Genomic DNA, 19,866 nt, shown 5'->3' on the forward strand with positions numbered 1-19,866 from the left:
TTCCGAAAGCCGCCCCAAGGTGGCTCCGATGGAACAATTTCACGGAACCACCATCGTCAGCGTGCGCCGCAAGGTGCCCGGCGGCGTCGATCAGGTCGCGATCGGCGGCGACGGCCAGGTCACGCTCGGCAACATCGTCATCAAGGGCACGGCGCGCAAGGTGCGCCGGCTTCACCACGGCAAGGTGCTGGCCGGCTTCGCGGGCGCGACAGCCGACGCCTTCACGCTGTTCGAGCGCTTCGAGGCCAAGCTCGAGAAGCACCAGGGCCACCTGGCCCGTGCCGCGATCGAGCTGACGAAGGACTGGCGCACCGACCGGGTGCTGCGCCGGCTCGAGGCCATGCTGGCCGTGGCCGATGCCACCACCTCGCTGATCATCACGGGCAACGGCGACGTGCTGGAGCCCGAGAACGGCATCGTGGCGATCGGTTCCGGCGGCGCCTACGCGCAGGCCGCGGCCAAGGCGTTGCTCGACCACTCCGAGCTGACCGCCGAGCAGATCGTGAAGAAATCGCTGGAGATCGCCGGCGAACTCTGCATTTACACGAACATGAACCATACGGTCGAGACCCTCTGACAAGCCGAGCCCCTTCCATGTCCATGACTCCCCAGGAAATCGTCTCCGAGCTCGACAACCACATCGTCGGGCAGCCCCAGGCCAAGCGCGCGGTCGCGATCGCGCTGCGCAACCGCTGGCGCCGCCAGCAGGTCGAGGACAAGCTGCGCGCCGAGATCACGCCCAAGAACATCCTCATGATCGGGCCGACCGGCGTCGGCAAGACCGAGATCGCGCGCCGGCTGGCGCGGCTGGCCGATGCGCCCTTCATCAAGGTTGAGGCGACCAAGTTCACCGAGGTCGGCTATGTCGGCAAGGACGTCGATTCGATCATCCGCGACCTGGCCGAGATCGCGATCAAGCAGACCCGCGAATCCGAGAGTGCCAAGGTGCGCATGCGGGCGGAGGACGGCGCCGAGGAGCGCATCCTCGACGTGCTGCTGCCGCCTGCGCGCACCGCGGACGGCGCTTCGGCCGCCACCGACACCGGCAATGCGACGCGCCAGGCCTTTCGCAAGAAGCTGCGCCAGCACGAGCTCGACGACAAGGAGATCGAGATCGACCTGGCCGAGAACCGCCAGCCGCTCGAGATCATGGGCCCGGCCGGCATGGAGGAGATGACCGAGCAGCTTCGCGGCATGTTCGGCCAGCTCGGCCAGGCCAAGCGCAAGACACGCAAGCTCAAGATCGGCGAGGCGATGCGTCTCCTGATCGACGAGGAGGCGGCCAAGCTGCTCAACGAGGACGAGATCCGGACGCAGGCGATCCACAACGCCGAGCAGAACGGCATCGTCTTCATCGACGAGATCGACAAGGTCGCCACGCGCAGCGAGGCCCAGGGCGCCGACGTCTCGCGCCAGGGCGTGCAGCGCGACCTGCTGCCGCTGGTCGAGGGCACGGCCGTGAGCACCAAGTACGGCGTGGTGCGCACCGACCACATCCTGTTCATCGCCAGCGGCGCCTTTCACCTGAGCAAGCCCAGCGACCTGATTCCCGAGCTGCAGGGCCGGTTTCCGATCCGGGTCGAGCTGCAGTCGCTGTCGGTGGCCGATTTCGAGAGCATCCTGACCCAGACCCGCGCCTCGCTGGTCAAGCAGTACCAGGCGCTGCTCGCGACCGAGGGCGTGACGCTGGAATTCACGCCCGAAGGCATCACGCGGCTCGCGAGCATCGCCTTCGACGTCAACGAGCGCACCGAGAACATCGGCGCCCGTCGGCTCTCGACCGTCATGGAGCGGCTGCTCGACGAAGTGAGCTTCGATGCGGCCAGGCTCGACGGCCAGACCGTGCACATCGATGCGGCCTACGTCGACCAGCGGCTGCAGGCACTAAGTCACGATGAAGACCTTTCTCGATTCATCCTCTGACTCTTCCGGCGTAGGACGGGGCTCACGCATTACTTTCATTGCGTGAGCTAAGTGCTTCATTTGCAACGGAATTCGGTGGTTTGGCAGTTGCAAAAACACCGCTAAGTCGTTGATTCCATTACAAAAAATACCCGTGACGCCCGGTTGCGCAGTAGGTGTTTCCTGCTACAGTGCAAAAAAGTGCAGTTAAGTGGGAAAAAGTGTCGAGCAGAGCCTGATTCGGGCTTCGCGGCAACTCCCACCACCGGGGTCTCGTGGTCGTGTTTCAAGGCGCTTCATCGCTCAGTCTGGATGCCAAGGGGAGGCTCTCCGTGCCGACCCGGCACCGTGACGTCCTGAGCGCGAACGCGGCCGGCCAGCTCACCTTCACCAAGCATCCGCACGGCTGCCTGATGCTGTTCCCGCGCCCGGAGTGGGAGAAGTTCCGCGAGCGCATCGCCCAGCTGCCGATGTCGGCGCAGTGGTGGAAGCGGGTCTTCCTCGGCAACGCGATGGATGTCGAGATGGACGGCACCGGCCGCGTTTTGGTCTCGCCCGAGCTGCGCGAGGCTGCCGGCATCTCGCGCGACTGCCTGCTGCTCGGCATGGGCAACCATTTCGAACTCTGGGACAAGAGCACCTACGACGCCAAGGAAGCCGAGGCCACGCAGGGCCAGATGCCCGACGTGTTCCAGGACTTTTCGTTCTGAGGCGCGACGTGCAGCAGCCATGGACCCACACCACCGTGCTCCTGGAAGAAGCGGTGCAAGCCCTTCTTCCGGACGAAGCACCGGCCGCCGGCACCTACGTGGATGCCACCTTCGGCCGCGGCGGCCATGCCCGGGCGATCCTGGCAAGGCTGGGGCCGACGGGCCGGCTGATCGCGTTCGACAAGGACGCGGAAGCGGTGGCCGAAGCAGCGCGCATCGAGGATGCGCGTTTTTCCATCCGCCACCAGGGTTTCAGGGATCTCGGCGAACTGCCGCCCGCGAGCGTGGCCGGCCTGCTGATGGACCTCGGCGTCAGCTCGCCCCAGATCGACAACCCGGCGCGCGGTTTCTCTTTTCGTTTCGACGGTCCGCTCGACATGCGCATGGACACCACGCGCGGCGAGAGCGTGTCCGAATGGCTCGCGACTGCCGAGCAGCAACAGATTGCGGAGGTGATTCGTGACTATGGCGAAGAACGGTTTGCTGTTCAGATTGCAAAGGCGATTGTTGCTCGCCGACAAGAACGGGGCCCAGTTTCAACCACCGCCGAGCTGGCCGAGCTCGTGGCTGGCACGGTCAAAACCCGCGAGCCGGGCCAGAACCCTGCAACGCGCACATTTCAGGCTCTTCGGATTTTCATCAACGCCGAGCTTGAAGAGCTGCAACAGGCGCTAGAGGCCAGCCTTGCCGTGCTGCAACCCCAGGGCCGACTCGCGGTGATCAGCTTCCATTCGCTCGAAGACCGGATCGTGAAGCAGTTCATCGCCAGCCATTCGAAGGAGGTCTACGACCGCCGCGCGCCGTTCGCGGCGCCGAAGGCCATGAAGCTGCGCGCGCTCGATCGCGTCAAGCCCTCGAAGGCCGAGGTCGAAGGCAATCCGCGCTCGCGCAGCGCGATCCTGCGCGTCGCCGAACGCACCGGAGAGCGGTGACATGGCGCGCCTCAACCTGCTCCTGCTGATCGCCGTGCTGGGCTCGGCCATGTACCTGGTCCACACGCAGTACATGTCGCGCCTGCTCTACACAGAGCTGCACCGCATCGAGCTCGAGGCGCGCCGGCTCGAGCTCGACCGCGATCGGCTGCAGGTCGAGAAGCGTGCCCAGGCGACGCCGCTGCGGGTCGAGAAGCTGGCCAAGGAGCAGCTGAAGATGCGCACCACCACGCCGGCGATCACGCAGTACGTGCGTGCCGACGGCACCGTGATCCCGGCCGTGGTCGCGCCGCCGCCGGCGCCGGCGGCCGGGCGTCCCGCTGCCACGAAGGGAGCGCACTGATGTCGCGTCGCAGCGTCCAGTACACCACCAGCCCGCTGCTCGCGAGCAAGACGCCGGTCTGGCGCAGCAAGCTCATCGTCGCCGCGATCGCGGGCGGCTTCGCGCTGCTGGCGGCGCGCGCCGGCTACGTGCAGGTGCTGGGCAACGACTTCTTCCAGCGCCAGGGCGAAGTGCGCTTCACGCGCACGCTCGAACTGCCGGCCAACCGCGGCCGCATCCTCGACCGCAACGGCCTGCTGCTGGCCTCGAGCGTGGTGGCGCCCAGCATCTGGGCCATTCCCGAGGACATCGAGCGCGACGACCCCGAGGTCAAGGCCAAGCTCCGGCAGGTGGCCAAGCTGCTCGAGATGCCGCAGAAGGAATTCGACAAGAAGCTCGAGGACGAGGACAAGACCTTCGTCTGGATCAAGCGCCAGGTCGACGAGCCCGTGGCCAAGCAGATCGCCGCGCTCAACATCAAGGGCATCTACCAGCGCAAGGAATACAAGCGCCAGTACCCCGAGGGCGAGGCGGCCGCGCACGTGGTCGGCTTCACCAACGTCGAGGACAACGGCCAGGAAGGCATCGAGCTGGCCTTCAACAAGGACCTGGCCGGCAAGGCCGGCTCGCGCCGCGTGATCAAGGACCGCCTGGGCCGCGTGGTCGAGGGCGTGGGCGAGCAGGTGCCGCCGGTGGACGGCAAGGACATCCAGCTCAGCGTCGACAGCAAGGTGCAGTTCTTCGCCTACCAGAAGCTGCGCGACGCGGTCACTGCGCACAAGGCCAAGGCCGGCAGCGTGGTGGTGCTCGACAGCGTCACGGGCGAGGTGCTGGCGCTGGCCAACTACCCGAGCTACGTGCCCGACCGGCGTCAGAACCTGACCGGCGAGCAGTTGCGCAACCGGGCCCTGACCGACACCTTCGAGCCCGGCTCGACAATGAAGCCGATCACGGTCGGCATCGCGCTCGAGGCCGGCCGCGTGACGCCGCAGACCGTGATCCCGACCGCGCCGGGCCGCATGAGCATCGGCGGCTTCACCATCAGCGACACCCACAACTACGGCGCGCTCACGGTCGAGGGCGTGATCCAGAAGTCGAGCAACATCGGCGCGCTCAAGATCTCGCAGCGCATGCAGCCGCGCGAGATGTGGGACGCCTACACCGCGCTCGGCTACGGTCAGAAGCCGCAGATCCAGTTCCCGGGCGCGGTCACGGGACGCTTGCGCCCCTGGAAGTCGTGGAAGCCGGTCGAGCAGGCCACCATGGCCTACGGCTACGGCCTGTCGGCCTCGCTGTTCCAGATGGCGCATTCGTACACCGCCTTCGCGCACGAGGGCGACATCATCCCGGCCACCATCCTCAAGAGCAGCGAGCCGGCGGTGGGCGTGAAGGTGTTCTCGCCGCAGAACGCGCTGGCGGTGCGCAAGATGCTGCAGATGGCGGCCGGCCCCGGCGGCACCGGCCCGCTCGCGCAGACCATCGGCTATTCGGTCGGCGGCAAGTCCGGCACGGCCCACAAGCAGGTCGGCAAGGGCTACGCGAGCAACAAGTACCGCTCGTGGTTCACGGGCATGGCGCCGATCGACAAGCCGCGCATCATCGTCGCCGTGATGATCGACGAGCCCAGTGCAGGCCAGTATTTCGGTGGCCTGGTGGCGGCGCCGGTATTCAGCGAAGTGGTGCAGCAGACCCTGCGCATGATGAACGTGGCGCCCGATCTCGCAGTCAAACCCCTGGTCGTGACCAAGGGTGTGGAAGAAAGCTTCTGATGACCGAGACCCTGCACAGCCCCGTCGAAGCCGCGCGCTGGCTGCGCGCGCGCGTGCGCGGCGCGCTGCATGCCGACAGCCGCGCGGTGGGTGCGGGCGACGGTTTCATCGCCTGGCCCGGTGCCGCCACCGACGGCCGCCGCTTCGTGGCCGGCGCGCTGGCGCAGGGCGCGACGGCCTGCCTGGTCGAGCGCGAGGGCAGCGCCGCCTATCGCTTCGAGGGCGATGCGGTCGCCACCTATGCCGGCCTCAAGGCCGCCACCGGCCCGATCGCGGCCGCCTACTACGAGATGCCCTCCGAGGCGCTCGAGGTGCTGGCCGTGACCGGCACCAACGGCAAGACCTCGACCGCCTGGTGGCTGGCGCAGGCACTGTCATCGGGCGCCTCGGAGGTGCTGCGCGCGCCCTGCGCGGTGATCGGCACGCTGGGAGTCGGCGTGCCGCCCGAGCTCAGCTACACCGGCCTCACGACGCCCGATCCGGTGCTGCTGCAGCGCGAGCTGCGCGGCTTCGCGGATCGCGGCTTCGGCGCCTGCGCGATCGAGGCCTCGTCGATCGGCATTGCCGAGCGCCGGCTCGACGGCACCCGCATCGCGGTGGCGGTCTTCACCAATTTCACCCAGGACCACCTCGACTACCACGGCAGCATGGAGGCCTACTGGCAGGCCAAGGCCGAGCTGTTCCGCTGGCCCGGCCTGCGTGCCGCGGTGGTCAATGTCGACGACCTGCAGGGCGCGGCGCTGGTCGCCGACCTTGCCGCGGCCGGCGTCGGCGCGCTCGACGTCTGGACCGTGTCGGCGGCGGGCGCGCCGGCCCGGCTCGGCGCGACCGCCATCGGCTACGACGACCAGGGCCTTCATTTCAAGGTGGTCGAGCAGGGCCAGGCGCCTCGCCTGCTGCGCACCGCGCTGATCGGCCAGTACAACGTCGCCAACCTGCTGGGCGTGATCGGCACGCTGCGCGCGCTCGGCCTCACGCTCGAGGCTGCGGTGCGCGCCTGCGGGGCGCTCGACAGCGTGCCCGGCCGCATGGAGCGCCTGAGCCTGGCCGGCCAGCCGCTCGCAGTGGTCGACTATGCCCACACGCCAGATGCGCTCGAGAAGGCGCTGGCCGGCCTGCGCCCGCTCGCACAGCAGCGTGGCGGTGCACTGTGGTGCCTGTTCGGCTGCGGCGGCGATCGCGACAGCGCCAAGCGTCCGATGATGGGTGCGGTGGCCGAGGCGCAGGCCGACCGCGTGGTCGTGACCAGCGACAACCCGCGCAGCGAGAAGCCCGCGGCCATCATCAGCCAGATCCTGCTCGGTCTTTCGCGGCCCGAGTCGGCCCAGGTCGAGCCCGACCGGGCCCGTGCGATCGCCGAGACGCTGGCCCAGGCCTGCGCGGAGGACGTCGTGCTGCTGGCCGGCCGCGGCCACGAGGCCTGGCAGGAGATCGCGGGCGAACGCATCGCCTTCTCGGACCGCGCGCACGCCATCGATGCCCTGACGCGAAGGAGCGCGCCATGAGCGACGCCACGACGCCGATGATGACCCTGGCCCAGGCGCAGGCCTGGATTCCGGGCGCGACGCTGGTCGGCGATCCGGCCACGCCGATCCTGCGCGTGCACACCGACACCCGCACCCTCGCGGCGGGCGACCTCTTCGTGGCGCTCAAGGGCGAGCGCTTCGATGCCAACGATTTCCTGGCCGATGCGCGCGCGCGCGGCGCGGTGGCGGCGATCGCCCAGCGCGGGCTGGCCGAGGCGGGCCTTGCCGGCCTCCTGGTGCCCGACAGCCTGGCCGCCCTCGGCGCCCTCGGCGCGGGCTGGCGTTCGCAGTTCGAGCTGCCGCTGATCGCGGTCACGGGCAGCAACGGCAAGACCACCGTGACGCAGATGATCGCCTCGATCCTGCGTGCCGCCTGCGGCCGTGGCGCGCTCGCCACCGCCGGCAACTTCAACAACGAGATCGGCGTGCCGCTGACCCTGCTGCGCCTGCGCGAGCACCATCAGCGTTCGGTGGTCGAGCTCGGCATGAACCACCCGGGCGAGATCGCGCGGCTGGCCGCGATCGCGCGGCCGACGATCGCGCTGGTCAACAACGCGCAGCGCGAGCACCAGGAATTCATGGCCACGGTCGAGGCCGTGGCACGCGAGAACGCAGCCGTGTTCGAGTCCTTGCCGCCGCAGGGCACGGCCGTGTTCCCGCACGGTGACGAGTTCACGCCGCTCTGGAACGAGATCGCGCGCCGTGGCGCCCCGCGCCGCTGCCTGAGCTTTGGCGAGCATGCGGGCGCCGACATCCTTCTTCTGGGCGCCGAATGGGCCGACGGCGCCTGGCAGGTCGCGGCGCGCACGCCGCTCGGCGACCTGCATTTCCCGCTCGGCATCGCCGGCCGGCACAACGTGGTCAATGCCCTCGCGGCGATCGCCTGCGCGCTGGCCAGCGGAGTCTCGCTCGAGCGCATCGCCGAGGGCCTGGGGCTCTTCGAGCCGGTCAAGGGCCGGTCGAAGGCCAACGTGCTGGAGCTCGCGGGGCGCTCGATCACGCTGGTCGACGACACCTACAACGCCAACCCCGATTCGATGCTGGCTGCGATCGACGTGCTGGCCGCGCTGCCGGCGCCGCGCCTGCTCGTGATCGGCGACATGGGCGAGGTCGGCGACCGCGGTCCCGAGTTCCATGCCGAAGTCGGTGCATGGGCGCGCGAGCGCGGCATCGACAGCGTGTTCGCGCTCGGCCGCGAGTCGGCCCATGCCATCGCTGCCTATTCGGCCGGCGGCGGCGGCGACGGCCGCCATTTCGACGACATCGATTCGCTCGATGCGGCCGTGCGTGCGCAGTTGGCGCAGGCGGCGAGCCTGCTCGTGAAGGGTTCGCGCTTCATGCAGATGGAGCGCGTGGTGCAGGCTGTCGCAGCCTGGGCCGAAGCGCAGCCGCGAACCCATGAACAACAAGACAAGGAGGCCGGTCATGCCGCATGAGATGCGCATCGACGGCCGTTGGACGATGACTCTTTTTTCGAGGAGGCCTCGCGCATGCTGCTGAGCCTCGCCACCTGGCTGCAGACGCTGTCGCCCGAATTCGGCTTCCTGCGGGTGTTCCAGTACCTGACCTTCCGCGCCCTGATGTCGGCGCTGACCGCGCTGCTGCTCGGCCTGGCCGCCGGCCCCTACGTGATCCGGCGCCTGACCGCGCTCAAGATCGGCCAGCAGGTTCGCAGCTACGGCATGGAAACCCACCTGGCCAAGAGCGGCACGCCGACCATGGGCGGCGTGCTGGTGCTGTTCTCGATCGCGTTCTCGACCCTGCTGTGGTTCGACCTGTCCAACCGCTTCGTCTGGATCGTGCTGTGGGTGACGCTCGGCTTCGGCGCCATCGGCTGGGTCGACGACTGGCGCAAGGTGGTGCGCAAGGACCCCGAGGGCATGCGCTCGCGCGAGAAGTACCTCTGGCAGTCGGTGGTGGGGCTGGTGGCGGCCTTCTACCTGCTCTTCAGCATCTCGGAAAGCTCCAACTGGCGCGTGCTCGAACTGTTCTATGCCTGGGTGCGCTCGGGCTTCGACATCGACTTCCCGCCCAAGATCAACCTGCTGGTGCCCTTCTTCAAGGAAGTGAGCTACCCCCTCGGCGGCATCGGCTTCGTGATCCTGACCTACCTCGTGATCGTCGGCGCCAGCAATGCCGTGAACCTCACGGACGGCCTCGACGGCCTGGCGATCATGCCGGTCGTGATGGTCGGTTCGGCGCTCGGCGTGTTCGCCTACGTCACCGGCAGCGCGGTCTATTCGCGCTACCTGTTCTTCCCGCACATCCCGGGCTCCGGCGAGCTCCTGGTGTTCTGCTCGGCGATGGCCGGTGCGGGCCTGGCCTTCCTGTGGTTCAACACCCATCCGGCGCAGGTCTTCATGGGCGACGTCGGCGCGCTCGCGCTCGGCGGCGCGCTGGGCACCATCGCGGTGATCGTGCGCCAGGAGATCGTGTTCTTCGTCATGGGCGGCATCTTCGTGGTCGAGGCGATCTCGGTCATGGCGCAGGTCAGTTACTTCAAATACACCAAGAAGCGTTTCGGCGAGGGCCGGCGCGTGCTCAAGATGGCGCCGCTGCACCATCATTTCGAGAAGAGCGGCTGGCGCGAGACGCAGGTGGTGGTCCGCTTCTGGATCATCACCATGCTGCTGTGCCTGGTGGGTCTGTCGACCCTGAAGCTGCGCTGACATATGCGGCACCTGCAAGACCTCCACGTCCTCGTCCTGGGCCTCGGTGCGTCCGGGCTCGCGATGGCGCGCTGGTGCGCGCGCCACGGCGCCGTGGTGACCGTGGCCGACACGCGCGAGGCGCCGCCGCAACTCGCTGCGCTGCGCGCTGAGCTGCCCGGGGTGCATTTCGTGGGCGGACCGTTCACGGCGGCGCTGATCGAAGGCACGCCGGTGCGCGCGGTGTATCGCTCGCCGGGCCTCGCGCCGGCCTCGATGGCGGCGGTGCTCGGTGCGGCCCGCGCGACCGGGCTGCCGGTCGGCGGCGAACTGGACCTGTTCGCGCAGGCGCTCGCAGACCTGCGCACGGCGCACGCGGTCGAGGCTGACGAGGCTGACGATGCGGTCGTGGCAGCAGAAGCCGTCGAAGCGGCACCGCAAGCGACCGGGGCGGCGGTAGTCGACGAGGTGACGCAAGCGACGCAAGCGACAGATGCGACTGAAGTCACCGAGGCCTTGCCCGAGGCCGCGGCAACCGCCACTGCAGAGGACGAGGACGACGATTCCTTCACGCCGCGTCCCGAACCGATCATTGCGCCGCCGGTGCCGCAGGGCTACCGGCCCGCGGTGCTGGCGATCACGGGCACCAACGGCAAGACCACCGTCACCGCGCTGACCGGCCAGCTGGTCGAGCGTGCGGGCAAGAGCGTGGCGGTGGCCGGCAACATCGGCCCGACGCTGCTCGACACGCTCGCGGCGCGCATCGATGCCGACGACCTGCCGCAGGTCTGGGTGCTCGAGCTGTCGAGCTTCCAGCTCGATGGCGTGCAGGGCTTCGAACCGACCGCTGCCACCGTGCTGAACCTGTCTCAGGACCACCTCGACTGGCACGGCGACATGGCGGCCTATGCCGCGGCCAAGGCACGCGTCTTCGGACAGGGCGGCACGATGCTGCTGAACCGCGAGGACGAGGCCGTGATGGCGATGCGCCCGGCGCCCGTCAAGCTCGCGCGCGGCCAGGTGGCGCGCAGCGTCGTCACCTTCGGAGTGGGCATGCCGCTGCGCCCGGGCGACTACGGCATCGAGCAGCTCAACGGCATGGGCTGGCTGGTGCGCGCGCTCGAAGCCGACGAGACCCAGAAGCGCAAGCGCGGCGCGGTGGTCGAGGAGGAGATCTTCATCCAGCGCCTGATGCCGGCCAACGCGCTGCGCATCCGCGGCCGCCACAACGCACTCAACGCGCTGGCCGCACTCGCGTTGGCCACCGCGGCCGGCTGCCAGCTGGCGCCGATGCTCTACGGCCTGCGCGAATACCGCGGCGAGCCGCATCGTGTCGAGCCGGTCGGGATCGTCGACGAAGTCGAGTACTTCGACGACAGCAAGGGCACCAACGTGGGCGCCACGGTGGCGGCGCTGGGCGGGCTCGGCGAAGAGCGCCGGCTGGTCGTGATCCTCGGTGGCGAAGGTAAGGGCCAGGACTTCGCGCCGCTGGCCGAGCCGGTACGCCGGCACGCGCGCGCCGTCGTGCTGATCGGCCGCGACGCGCCGCTGATCGAGTCCGCGCTGGCCGCGACCGGTGTGCCACTGCTGGCCGCCGCCACGCTGCCCGAAGCGGTCGCGCTGGCTGCCACGCGCGCGCAGGGCGGCGACGCGGTGCTGCTGTCGCCGGCCTGCGCGAGCTTCGACATGTTCAAGGACTACGCGCATCGGGCCCAGGTCTTTCGCGAGGCCGTCGAGGCGCTCGCCGATGGACCGTCGGACCGCGCGGAGGCGCTCGAGTGAACTCCACCGCCACCACCCCCACGCCCGCGGCCGAGAAGGCCGGTCGCTTCGGCGGCTGGTTCCGCCGCGCCAGCAGCAGCATCGATGCGCTGCCCATGCACCTGCCTGTGCGGCTCGGCAACGCCGGCATGACCCAGACCAAGGCGGCTCCGGTTCGGGTGCTGGGCTTCGACCAGGCGCTGGTCTGGGTCACGGTGGCACTGCTGGCCTGGGGCCTCGTGATGGTCTATTCGGCCTCGATCGCGCTGTCGGACAGCCCGCGCTTCGCCCGCGCCGGCTACACCCCGACCTACTTCCTCACGCGCCACGGGGCCTCGCTGGCGATCGCGATGGTCGCGGGCCTGCTGGCCTTCCAGGTGCCGATGAAGACCTGGGAGCGCGGTGCGCCGTGGCTGTTCGTGGTGTCGCTGCTGCTGCTGGTCGCGGTGCTGATCCCGCACATCGGCATCAACGTCAACGGCGCGCGCCGCTGGCTGCCGCTCGGCTTCATGCGCTTCCAGCCCTCGGAGCTGGCCAAGCTCGCGATGGTGCTCTACGCCGCCAGCTACATGGTGCGCAAGATGGAGATCAAGGAGCGCTTCTTCCGGGCCGTGCTGCCGATGGGCGTGGCGGTGGTGGTGGTCGGCATGCTGGTGATGGCCGAGCCCGACATGGGGGCCTTCATGGTGATCGCGGTGATCGCGATGGGCATCCTGTTCCTGGGCGGCGTCAACGCGCGCATGTTCTTCGTCATCGCGGCACTGGTGGTGGTGGCCTTCGGCACCATCGTGGCCACCAGCCCCTGGCGGCGCGAGCGGATCTTCGCCTACCTCGACCCGTGGAGCGAGGAGCACGCGCTCGGCAAGGGCTACCAGCTGTCGCACTCGCTGATCGCAATCGGTCGCGGCGAGGTCTTCGGCGTCGGCCTCGGCGGCAGCGTCGAGAAGCTGCACTGGCTGCCCGAGGCCCACACCGACTTCCTGCTGGCCGTCATCGGCGAAGAGTTCGGCCTCGTCGGCGTGCTGCTCGCGATCGGCCTGTTCCTGTGGCTCACGCGCCGCATCATGCACATCGGCCGCCAGGCCATCGCGCTCGACCGCGTGTTCTCGGGCCTGGTGGCGCAGGGCGTCGGCATCTGGATAGGCTTCCAGACTTTCATCAACATGGGCGTGAACCTCGGCGCGCTGCCGACCAAGGGCCTGACCCTGCCGCTCATGAGCTTCGGCGGCTCGGCCATTCTCATGAACGTCGTGGCGCTGGCCGTGGTGCTGCGCATCGACTACGAGAACCGCGTCCTGATGCGCGGGGGGCGCGTATGAGCCGCACGGCCGCTCCGAAGGCGATTGGAGGCTCCCCATGAGCGGCCGCACCGCACTCGTGATGGCGGGCGGCACGGGCGGCCACATCTTCCCGGGCCTGGCCGTGGCCGAAGCGCTGCGCGACCGCGGCTGGCGGGTCCACTGGCTCGGCGCGCCCGGCAGCATGGAAGAGAAGCTGGTGCCGCCGCGCGGCTTCGCCTTCGAACCGGTGCAGTTCGGCGGCGTGCGCGGCAAGGGCCCGATCACGCTCGCGCTGCTGCCGATGCGGCTCCTGCGCGCCTTCCTGCAGAGCATCGCGGTGGTCCGGCGCGTCAAGCCCGACGTGGTGGTCGGCCTTGGCGGCTACATCACCTTCCCGGGCGGCATGATGAGCGTGCTGCTCGGCAAGCCGCTGGTGCTGCACGAGCAGAACTCGGTCGCGGGCCTGGCCAACAAGGTGCTCGCGAGCGTCGCCGACCGCGTCTTCACGGCCTTTCCGAACGTGCTCAAGAACGCCCAGTGGGTCGGCAATCCGCTGCGCGCGGCTTTCGTGTCGAAGGCCGATCCGGAGCAGCGGTTCGCCGGCCGCACCGGCCCGCTGCAGCTGCTCGTGGTCGGTGGCAGCCTCGGTGCCCGCGCGCTCAATGCCGTGGTGCCGAAGGCGCTCGCGCTGATCGCGCCGGCCGAGCGCCCGCGGGTGACGCACCAGGCCGGCGCCAGGCAGATCGACGAACTGCGCGCCAACTACGCGGCCGCGGGCGTCGAGGGCGACCTGACTCCCTTCATCGACGACACCGCCGAGGCCTATGCCGACGCCGACCTGATCGTCGCCCGTGCCGGTGCCAGCACCGTCACCGAAATCGCGGCCGTCGGCGCAGCAGCGCTGTTCGTGCCTTTCCCTTCCGCCGTGGACGACCACCAGACCACCAATGCCCGCTTCCTCGTCGATGCGGGCGGCGGCTGGCTCGTCCAGCAAACCGAACTGACACCCGAATTGCTTGCCGACCTGCTCACGAAAACCGCGCGCCCCGCGCTCGTCGAACGCGCCCTGAAGGCCAAGACCATGCAGAAGACGGACGCGGTCGACCACGTCGTGCGCGCCTGCGAGGAGCTTGCCAAATGAAGCACGCCATCCACCACATCCATTTCGTCGGCGTCGGCGGCTCCGGCATGAGCGGCATCGCCGAGGTGCTGCTCAACCTGGGCTACCGGATCTCGGGCTCGGACCTGTCCGACAGCGCGACACTCAGGCGGCTGGCCGGCCTCGGCATCTCGACCTTCGTCGGCCACGATGCGGCCCACATCGCGGGCGCCGATGCGGTCGTCACCTCGACCGCGGTGAATGCCGACAATCCCGAAGTGATGGCGGCGCGCGAAAAGCGCATCCCGATCGTGCCGCGCGCGCTGATGCTGGCCGAGCTGATGCGGCTCAAGCAGGGCATCGCCATCGCGGGCACGCACGGCAAGACCACCACCACCAGCCTGGTCGCGAGCGTGCTGGCCGCCGCCGGCCTCGACCCCACCTTCGTGATCGGCGGCCGGCTCAACAGCGCCGGCGCCAATGCGCAGCTCGGCAGCGGCGACTACATCGTGGTGGAAGCCGACGAATCCGACGCTTCGTTCCTGAACCTGCTGCCGGTGATGGCAGTGGTCACGAACATCGACGCCGACCACATGGAGACCTACGGGCACGACTTCGCGAAGCTCAAGAAGGCCTTCGTCGACTTCCTGCACCGCATGCCCTTCTACGGCGTCGCGATCCTCTGCACCGACGATCCGGCGGTGCGCGAGATCCAGACCGAGGTGTCCTGCCCGGTCACGAGCTACGGCTTCGGCGAGGAAGCCCAGGTGCGCGCGGTCAATGTGCGCGCGGTCGGTTCGCAGATGCATTTCACGGCGCAGCGCCGCAACGGCGTCACGCTGCCGGACCTCGACATCGTGCTGAATCTCCCCGGCGAGCACAACGTGCTCAATGCCCTGTCGGTGATCGCGGTGGCGGTCGAGCTCGGCGTGCCGGACGAGGCGGTGCAGCGCGGGCTGGCCGACTTCAAGGGCGTGGGCCGGCGCTTCCAGGGCTATGGCGAGGTGCCGCTGGCTGCGCCGCGCTCGGGCAGCTTCACGCTGATCGACGACTACGGCCATCACCCGGTCGAGATGGCGGCCACCATCGCGGCGGCGCGCGGCGCCTTCCCGGGGCGACGGCTCGTGCTGGCCTTCCAGCCGCACCGCTTCACGCGCACCCGCGACTGCTTCGAGGATTTCGTCAAGGTCATGGGCCAGGCCGACGCGGTGCTGCTCGGCGAGGTCTATTCGGCCGGCGAGGCGCCGATCGTGGCGGCCGACGGCCGTTCGCTGGCGCGCGCACTGCGGGTCGCGGGCCGCATCGAGCCGGTGTTCGTCGATCAGATCGCGGCCATGCCGCAGGCCATCATCGACAACGCGCGAGAAGGCGACGTCGTGATCTGCATGGGCGCCGGCTCGATGGGCAGTGTGCCGGGCCGGGTGGTCGAGATCGGTGCCTCGGCGCCGCAGAAATCGGTGCGCGTGACGCGCGCGGGGAGGGCACTGTGAGCGTGGACGTGAAGGCCTTCGGCAAGGTGGCGGTGCTGTTCGGCGGCAGCTCTGCCGAGCGCGAGATCTCGTTGATGTCGGGTGCCGGCGTGCTGGAGGCGCTGCGCTCGCGCGGCGTCGACGCCCATGCCTTCGACCCGGCCGAGCGCGAGCTGACCGACCTCAGGCGCGAGGGCTTCGCGCGCTGCTTCGTGGTGCTGCACGGCCGCCATGGCGAGGACGGCACGGTACAGGGCGCGCTCGAGCTGCTCGGCATTCCCTACACGGGCTCGGGCGTGATGGCCTCGAGCGTGGCGATGGACAAGGTCATGACCAAGCGCATCTGGCAGGCCGACGGCCTGCCGACGCCGCGCTACGTGCGCCTGGCCTTCGACCAGCAGAGCCGCGAGCAGGTCCGCGCCGTGCCCGACGTGCTCGGCCTGCCGCTGATCGTGAAGCCGCCGCGCGAAGGCTCGTCGATCGGCGTCACCAAGGTCGCCGGCTATTCGCAGATGCAGGACGCGGTGGCGCTCGCGGTGCGCTACGACGCCGACGTGCTGTGCGAGGAATTCATCGAAGGCGAGGAAGTGACCTGTGCCGTGCTCGGCAGCGGACTCGACGCCATCGCCCTGCCGGTGGTGCGGATCGCGGCGCCCGAAGGTGCCTACGACTACCAGAACAAGTACTTCACCGACGACGTCAAGTACCACTGCCCGAGCGGCCTGCCCGAGGCCGAGGAGCACGAGATCCGCCGCATCGCGCTGGCCGCCTACCACCAGCTCGGCTGCCGCGGCTGGGGCCGCGCCGACCTCATGATCCGCGCCAGTGACCGCAAGCCCTTCCTGCTCGAGATGAACACGTCGCCGGGCATGACCAGCCATTCGCTGGTGCCGATGTCGGCGCGCGCAGCGGGCATTGCGTACGAGGATCTCTGCCTGCGCGTGCTGGCCGATGCGACGCTGGATTCGGGTGCGCCGGATCGAGGCGAGGACATCTGATGGCCGACAGCATCTCCGTGCCCTTCGACGTCAAGCTCATGAACGTGCTCGCCACCCTGGTGTTCGTGCTGTTCGCAGTGATGCTGATGGCCGCGGGTGCCTGGTGGGTGCTGCGTCAGCCCTTCTTCCCGCTGGCCGGCATCAAGGTCGACGGCGAGGTCACGCACAACAACGCGGTCACGCTGCGCGCCAACGTTGCGCCGCAGCTGGCCGGCAATTTCTTCACGGTCGATCTCGCGCGGGCGCGCACTGCCTTCGAGTCGGTGCCATGGGTGCGCAAGGCCGTGGTGCGGCGCGAGTTTCCGAACAAGCTGCGCGCCACGCTGACCGAGCACGTCCCGGTCGCGCACTGGGGCGACGAGGCCGGCTCCAGGCTCATCAACGGCTTCGGCGAGGTCTTCGAGGCCAATGTGGCCGAGGTCGACGACAGCCTCCCGCGGCTCGACGGCCCGACCGAGCAGGCCGGCCAGGTGCTCGGCATGTACCGCGTGCTGGCGCCGCTGTTCCAGGCCCACGAGCTGACGATCGAAGAGCTCACGCTGACGAGCCGCGGCAGCTGGCGCGCATTGCTCGACACCGGCGCGCTGATCGAGCTGGGCCGCGGCCAGAGCGAGGAGGTGGTGGCGCGGACCCAGAACTTCCTGCGCACCGTGGTGCCGGTGGCAGGGCAGTACGGACGCGGCCTCGCGGCCGTGGAGGGTGCCGACCTGCGGCACAACGAAGGCTATGCGCTGCGCTTGCGCGGCGTCACGACGGTCGTCCCCGACCCGAAGAAAAAGTAGAGAGAGCGAAGAGGAACTTCATGTCCAAAGAGTACAAAGATCTCGTCGTCGGCCTCGACATCGGCACCGCCAAGGTGATGGCGGTGGTGGCCGAGGTGCTGCCCAACGGCGAGCTCAAGCTGGCCGGCCTGGGCATTGCGCCGAGCAACGGGCTCAAGCGCGGCGTGGTGGTGAACATCGACGCCACGGTGCAGAGCATCCAGCAGGCGCTGCGCGAGGCCGAGCTGATGGCCGACTGCAAGATCACGCGCGTCTACACCGGCATCACGGGCAGCCACATCCGCGGCATCAATTCGAGCGGCATGGTCGCCGTGAAGGACAAGGAAGTCACGCCGGCCGACGTCGCCCGCGTGGTCGAGACCGCGCGCGCCATCAACATCTCCAGCGATCAGCGCCTGCTGCTGGTCGAGCCGCAGGAATTCGTGATCGACGGCCAGGACGTCAAGGAGCCGATCGGCATGAGCGGCATGCGGCTCGAGGCGAAGGTGCACATCGTCACCGGCGCCCAGAGCGCGGCCGAGAACATCATCAAGTGCGTGCGCCGCTGCGGCCTCGAGGTCGACCAGCTGATGCTGAACCCGCTGGCCTCGAGCCTCGCGGTGCTGACCGAGGACGAGCGCGAACTGGGCGTGGTGCTGGTCGATATCGGCGCCGGCACCACCGACGTCGCGATCTTCACCAACGGCGCGATCCGCCACACGGCCGTGATTCCGATCGCGGGCGACCTGATCACCAGCGACATCGCGATGGCGCTGCGCACCCCGACCAAGGACGCCGAGGACATCAAGGTCGAGAACGGCTACGCCAAGCAGCTGCTGGCCGACCCCGACACCCAGGTCGAGGTGCCGGGACTCGGCGACCGCGGCCCGCGCATGCTGAGCAAGCAGGCGCTGGCCGGCGTGATCGAGCCGCGCATCGAGGAGATCTTCTCGCTCGTGCAGCAGGTGGTGCGCGAGTCGGGCTACGAAGAGGTGCTGTCCTCGGGCGTGGTGCTCACGGGCGGCAGCGCGGTCATGCCGGGCATGGTCGAACTCGGCGAGGACATCTTCCTGAAGCCCGTGCGGCGCGGCATCCCCAAGTATTCGAGCGCGCTTTCCGACATGGTCGCGCAGCCGCGTGCGGCCACCGTGATGGGCCTGCTTGAGGAAGCACGCTATGCCCGCCTGCGCGGCTTCAAGGTGGCGCAGAAGAGCGGCTCGGTGAAGACCGCCTTCGGCCGCTTCAAGGATTTCATCGTGGGGAACTTCTGATCATGACCGTCCACCGACTCTGGCTGGCGCGCGGCAGTCCCCCGCTGCATTTCAACGAGCGATGGCGGCGCACCGGTCCACCTGTTCGCACGTCTTCGCGTTAGTCAGTCCACACACAAAAAACATTCGTCAACTTAGGCAACTGCAATTCAAGGAGTCAGAGAAATGGCCATCGAAATGATCGAGATCGAAGAGTTCAACCAGGGCACCCAGATCAAGGTGATCGGCGTCGGCGGCGGCGGCGGCAATGCGGTCGCCCACATGATGGAGCGCGGCGTGCAGGGCGTTCAGTTCGTCTGCGCCAACACGGATGCGCAAGCGCTGTCGCGCAGCAACGCGCACAAGACCATCCAGCTCGGCACCAACGGCCTGGGCGCCGGCAGCAAGCCCGAGAAGGGCCGCGATGCGGCCGAAGCCGCGATCGACGACATCCGCGAATCGATCGCCGGCGCGCACATGCTGTTCATCACCGCCGGCATGGGCGGCGGCACCGGTACCGGCGCGGCACCCGTCATCGCGCGCGTCGCGAAGGAGATGGGCATCCTGACCGTGGGCGTCGTGACCAAGCCCTTCGACTGGGAAGGCGGCCGTCGCATGACGAATGCCGATGCCGGCCTGGCCGAGCTCGAGGCGAACGTCGATTCGCTGATCGTGGTGCTCAACGAGAAGCTGCTCGACGTCCTCGGCGAGGACGTGACGCAGGACGAGGCCTTCGCCCATGCCAACGACGTGCTCAAGAACGCGGTCGGCGGCATCTCGGAGATCATCAACGAGTACGGCGGCGTCAACGTCGACTTCGAGGACGTGCGCACCGTGATGGGCGAACCCGGCAAGGCCATGATGGGCACCGCCGCGGCCAGCGGCCCGGACCGCGCCCGCATCGCGGCCGAGCAGGCGGTGGCCTGCCCGCTGCTCGAAGGCATCGACCTGTCGGGTGCCAAGGGCGTGCTGGTGCTGGTCACGGCATCGAAGTCGTCGCTCAAGCTCAGCGAATCGAAGCTCGCGATGAACACCATCCGCGCCTATGCCTCGCCCGATGCGCACGTGATCTACGGCGCTGCCTACGACGACGCGCTCGGCGACGAGATGCGCGTCACCGTGGTCGCGACCGGTCTGTCGCGCCAGGACGCACGCCGCCAGGCGCCGACGCTCGAAGTCATCCGCACCGGCACCGACAACATCGCGTTCACGGTCCCGACCCTCGGCGGCAACGGCCATGCGAGCGGCCAGCCGAACTACGACGGCATGGCAGTGCCCAGCGTCTGGCGCACCAACCGCACGATGGCCGCGGCCAAGGTCGATGCGCTGTCGTCGGGGGGCATGGACGATTTCGAGATCCCCGCGTTTCTCCGCCGGCAGGCCGACTAAGGCTGCGCGGGTGGCGGCTATCGGGGACATAGCGAGGCGCGCCGCGCGCG

General features: G+C 69.0%; 17 protein-coding genes. All 17 read left to right on the forward strand.

The window, feature by feature from the left end:
* The first annotated feature begins 28 nt into the window (after positions 1 to 28).
* Positions 29 to 577, forward strand: a complete 549-nt coding sequence (hslV, locus tag QTH87_RS01895) for an ATP-dependent protease subunit HslV (protein ID WP_286606395.1) — start codon at positions 29 to 31, stop codon at positions 575 to 577.
* Between the two features lie 17 nt (positions 578 to 594).
* Complete coding sequence (gene hslU / locus QTH87_RS01900; RefSeq protein ID WP_286606398.1) at positions 595 to 1,923, forward strand: ATP-dependent protease ATPase subunit HslU; 1,329 nt, start codon at positions 595 to 597, stop codon at positions 1,921 to 1,923.
* A gap of 260 nt (positions 1,924 to 2,183) precedes the next feature.
* Positions 2,184 to 2,612: a division/cell wall cluster transcriptional repressor MraZ gene (mraZ, locus tag QTH87_RS01905; protein ID WP_286608004.1), complete on the forward strand. Its 429-nt coding sequence runs from the start codon at positions 2,184 to 2,186 to the stop codon at positions 2,610 to 2,612.
* Between the two features lie 8 nt (positions 2,613 to 2,620).
* Entirely contained in the window at positions 2,621 to 3,544 is a 924-nt protein-coding gene (gene rsmH, locus QTH87_RS01910) for a 16S rRNA (cytosine(1402)-N(4))-methyltransferase RsmH (protein ID WP_286606400.1), read from the forward strand.
* Between the two features lies 1 nt (position 3,545).
* Positions 3,546 to 3,887 (forward strand): cell division protein FtsL, encoded by a 342-nt coding sequence (gene ftsL, locus QTH87_RS01915; RefSeq protein ID WP_286606402.1) that lies wholly within the window; start codon positions 3,546 to 3,548, stop codon positions 3,885 to 3,887.
* Entirely contained in the window at positions 3,887 to 5,635 is a 1,749-nt protein-coding gene (locus QTH87_RS01920) for a peptidoglycan D,D-transpeptidase FtsI family protein (RefSeq protein WP_286606404.1), read from the forward strand. The genes ftsL and QTH87_RS01920 overlap by 1 nt, the downstream gene beginning before the upstream one ends.
* Positions 5,635 to 7,140, forward strand: a complete 1,506-nt coding sequence (locus QTH87_RS01925; RefSeq protein WP_286606405.1) for a UDP-N-acetylmuramoyl-L-alanyl-D-glutamate--2,6-diaminopimelate ligase — start codon at positions 5,635 to 5,637, stop codon at positions 7,138 to 7,140. The genes QTH87_RS01920 and QTH87_RS01925 overlap by 1 nt, the downstream gene beginning before the upstream one ends.
* Positions 7,137 to 8,597 carry a UDP-N-acetylmuramoyl-tripeptide--D-alanyl-D-alanine ligase gene (locus tag QTH87_RS01930; RefSeq protein WP_286606407.1) on the forward strand — a complete coding sequence of 487 codons (1,461 nt, stop codon included), beginning with the start codon at positions 7,137 to 7,139 and terminating at the stop codon, positions 8,595 to 8,597. The genes QTH87_RS01925 and QTH87_RS01930 overlap by 4 nt, the downstream gene beginning before the upstream one ends.
* Before the next feature lie 54 nt (positions 8,598 to 8,651).
* On the forward strand, positions 8,652 to 9,830 hold the full coding sequence (gene mraY / locus QTH87_RS01935) for a phospho-N-acetylmuramoyl-pentapeptide-transferase (RefSeq protein ID WP_286606409.1): 1,179 nt from the start codon (positions 8,652 to 8,654) through the stop codon (positions 9,828 to 9,830).
* Between the two features lie 3 nt (positions 9,831 to 9,833).
* Positions 9,834 to 11,591, forward strand: a complete 1,758-nt coding sequence (gene murD / locus QTH87_RS01940) for a UDP-N-acetylmuramoyl-L-alanine--D-glutamate ligase (protein ID WP_286606411.1) — start codon at positions 9,834 to 9,836, stop codon at positions 11,589 to 11,591.
* Positions 11,588 to 12,889 (forward strand): putative lipid II flippase FtsW, encoded by a 1,302-nt coding sequence (gene ftsW, locus QTH87_RS01945; RefSeq protein WP_286606413.1) that lies wholly within the window; start codon positions 11,588 to 11,590, stop codon positions 12,887 to 12,889. Before murD ends, ftsW begins: the two co-directional genes overlap by 4 nt.
* Positions 12,890 to 12,926: 37 nt before the next feature.
* Complete coding sequence (gene murG, locus QTH87_RS01950) at positions 12,927 to 13,991, forward strand: undecaprenyldiphospho-muramoylpentapeptide beta-N-acetylglucosaminyltransferase (protein WP_286606415.1); 1,065 nt, start codon at positions 12,927 to 12,929, stop codon at positions 13,989 to 13,991.
* On the forward strand, positions 13,988 to 15,439 hold the full coding sequence (gene murC / locus QTH87_RS01955; protein WP_286606416.1) for a UDP-N-acetylmuramate--L-alanine ligase: 1,452 nt from the start codon (positions 13,988 to 13,990) through the stop codon (positions 15,437 to 15,439). The genes murG and murC overlap by 4 nt, the downstream gene beginning before the upstream one ends.
* Before the next feature lie 2 nt (positions 15,440 to 15,441).
* Entirely contained in the window at positions 15,442 to 16,416 is a 975-nt protein-coding gene (locus QTH87_RS01960) for a D-alanine--D-alanine ligase (protein ID WP_444812749.1), read from the forward strand.
* Positions 16,416 to 17,198 (forward strand): cell division protein FtsQ/DivIB, encoded by a 783-nt coding sequence (locus tag QTH87_RS01965; RefSeq protein WP_286606421.1) that lies wholly within the window; start codon positions 16,416 to 16,418, stop codon positions 17,196 to 17,198. The genes QTH87_RS01960 and QTH87_RS01965 overlap by 1 nt, the downstream gene beginning before the upstream one ends.
* Positions 17,199 to 17,218: 20 nt before the next feature.
* On the forward strand, positions 17,219 to 18,448 hold the full coding sequence (gene ftsA, locus QTH87_RS01970) for a cell division protein FtsA (RefSeq protein WP_286606423.1): 1,230 nt from the start codon (positions 17,219 to 17,221) through the stop codon (positions 18,446 to 18,448).
* A 165-nt stretch (positions 18,449 to 18,613) separates the two neighbouring features.
* Positions 18,614 to 19,816 (forward strand): cell division protein FtsZ, encoded by a 1,203-nt coding sequence (gene ftsZ, locus QTH87_RS01975; RefSeq protein ID WP_286606426.1) that lies wholly within the window; start codon positions 18,614 to 18,616, stop codon positions 19,814 to 19,816.
* The last annotated feature ends 50 nt before the right edge of the window (positions 19,817 to 19,866 follow it).

It is taken from the genome of Variovorax jilinensis (assembly GCF_030316885.1).
In the GTDB taxonomy this organism is placed as follows: Bacteria; Pseudomonadota; Gammaproteobacteria; order Burkholderiales; family Burkholderiaceae_C; genus Variovorax; species Variovorax jilinensis.

Coding starts and splice junctions, on each gene's coding strand:
- QTH87_RS01965 (WP_286606421.1), top strand. CDS start 16,416: ATGGCCGACAGCATCTCCGTGCCCTTCGACGTCAAGCTCATGAACGTG.
- hslU (WP_286606398.1), top strand. CDS start 595: ATGTCCATGACTCCCCAGGAAATCGTCTCCGAGCTCGACAACCACATC.
- murD (WP_286606411.1), top strand. CDS start 9,834: ATGCGGCACCTGCAAGACCTCCACGTCCTCGTCCTGGGCCTCGGTGCG.
- hslV (WP_286606395.1), top strand. CDS start 29: ATGGAACAATTTCACGGAACCACCATCGTCAGCGTGCGCCGCAAGGTG.
- ftsL (WP_286606402.1), top strand. CDS start 3,546: ATGGCGCGCCTCAACCTGCTCCTGCTGATCGCCGTGCTGGGCTCGGCC.
- murG (WP_286606415.1), top strand. CDS start 12,927: ATGAGCGGCCGCACCGCACTCGTGATGGCGGGCGGCACGGGCGGCCAC.
- ftsA (WP_286606423.1), top strand. CDS start 17,219: ATGTCCAAAGAGTACAAAGATCTCGTCGTCGGCCTCGACATCGGCACC.
- murC (WP_286606416.1), top strand. CDS start 13,988: ATGAAGCACGCCATCCACCACATCCATTTCGTCGGCGTCGGCGGCTCC.
- QTH87_RS01925 (WP_286606405.1), top strand. CDS start 5,635: ATGACCGAGACCCTGCACAGCCCCGTCGAAGCCGCGCGCTGGCTGCGC.
- QTH87_RS01920 (WP_286606404.1), top strand. CDS start 3,887: ATGTCGCGTCGCAGCGTCCAGTACACCACCAGCCCGCTGCTCGCGAGC.
- QTH87_RS01930 (WP_286606407.1), top strand. CDS start 7,137: ATGAGCGACGCCACGACGCCGATGATGACCCTGGCCCAGGCGCAGGCC.
- ftsZ (WP_286606426.1), top strand. CDS start 18,614: ATGGCCATCGAAATGATCGAGATCGAAGAGTTCAACCAGGGCACCCAG.
- mraY (WP_286606409.1), top strand. CDS start 8,652: ATGCTGCTGAGCCTCGCCACCTGGCTGCAGACGCTGTCGCCCGAATTC.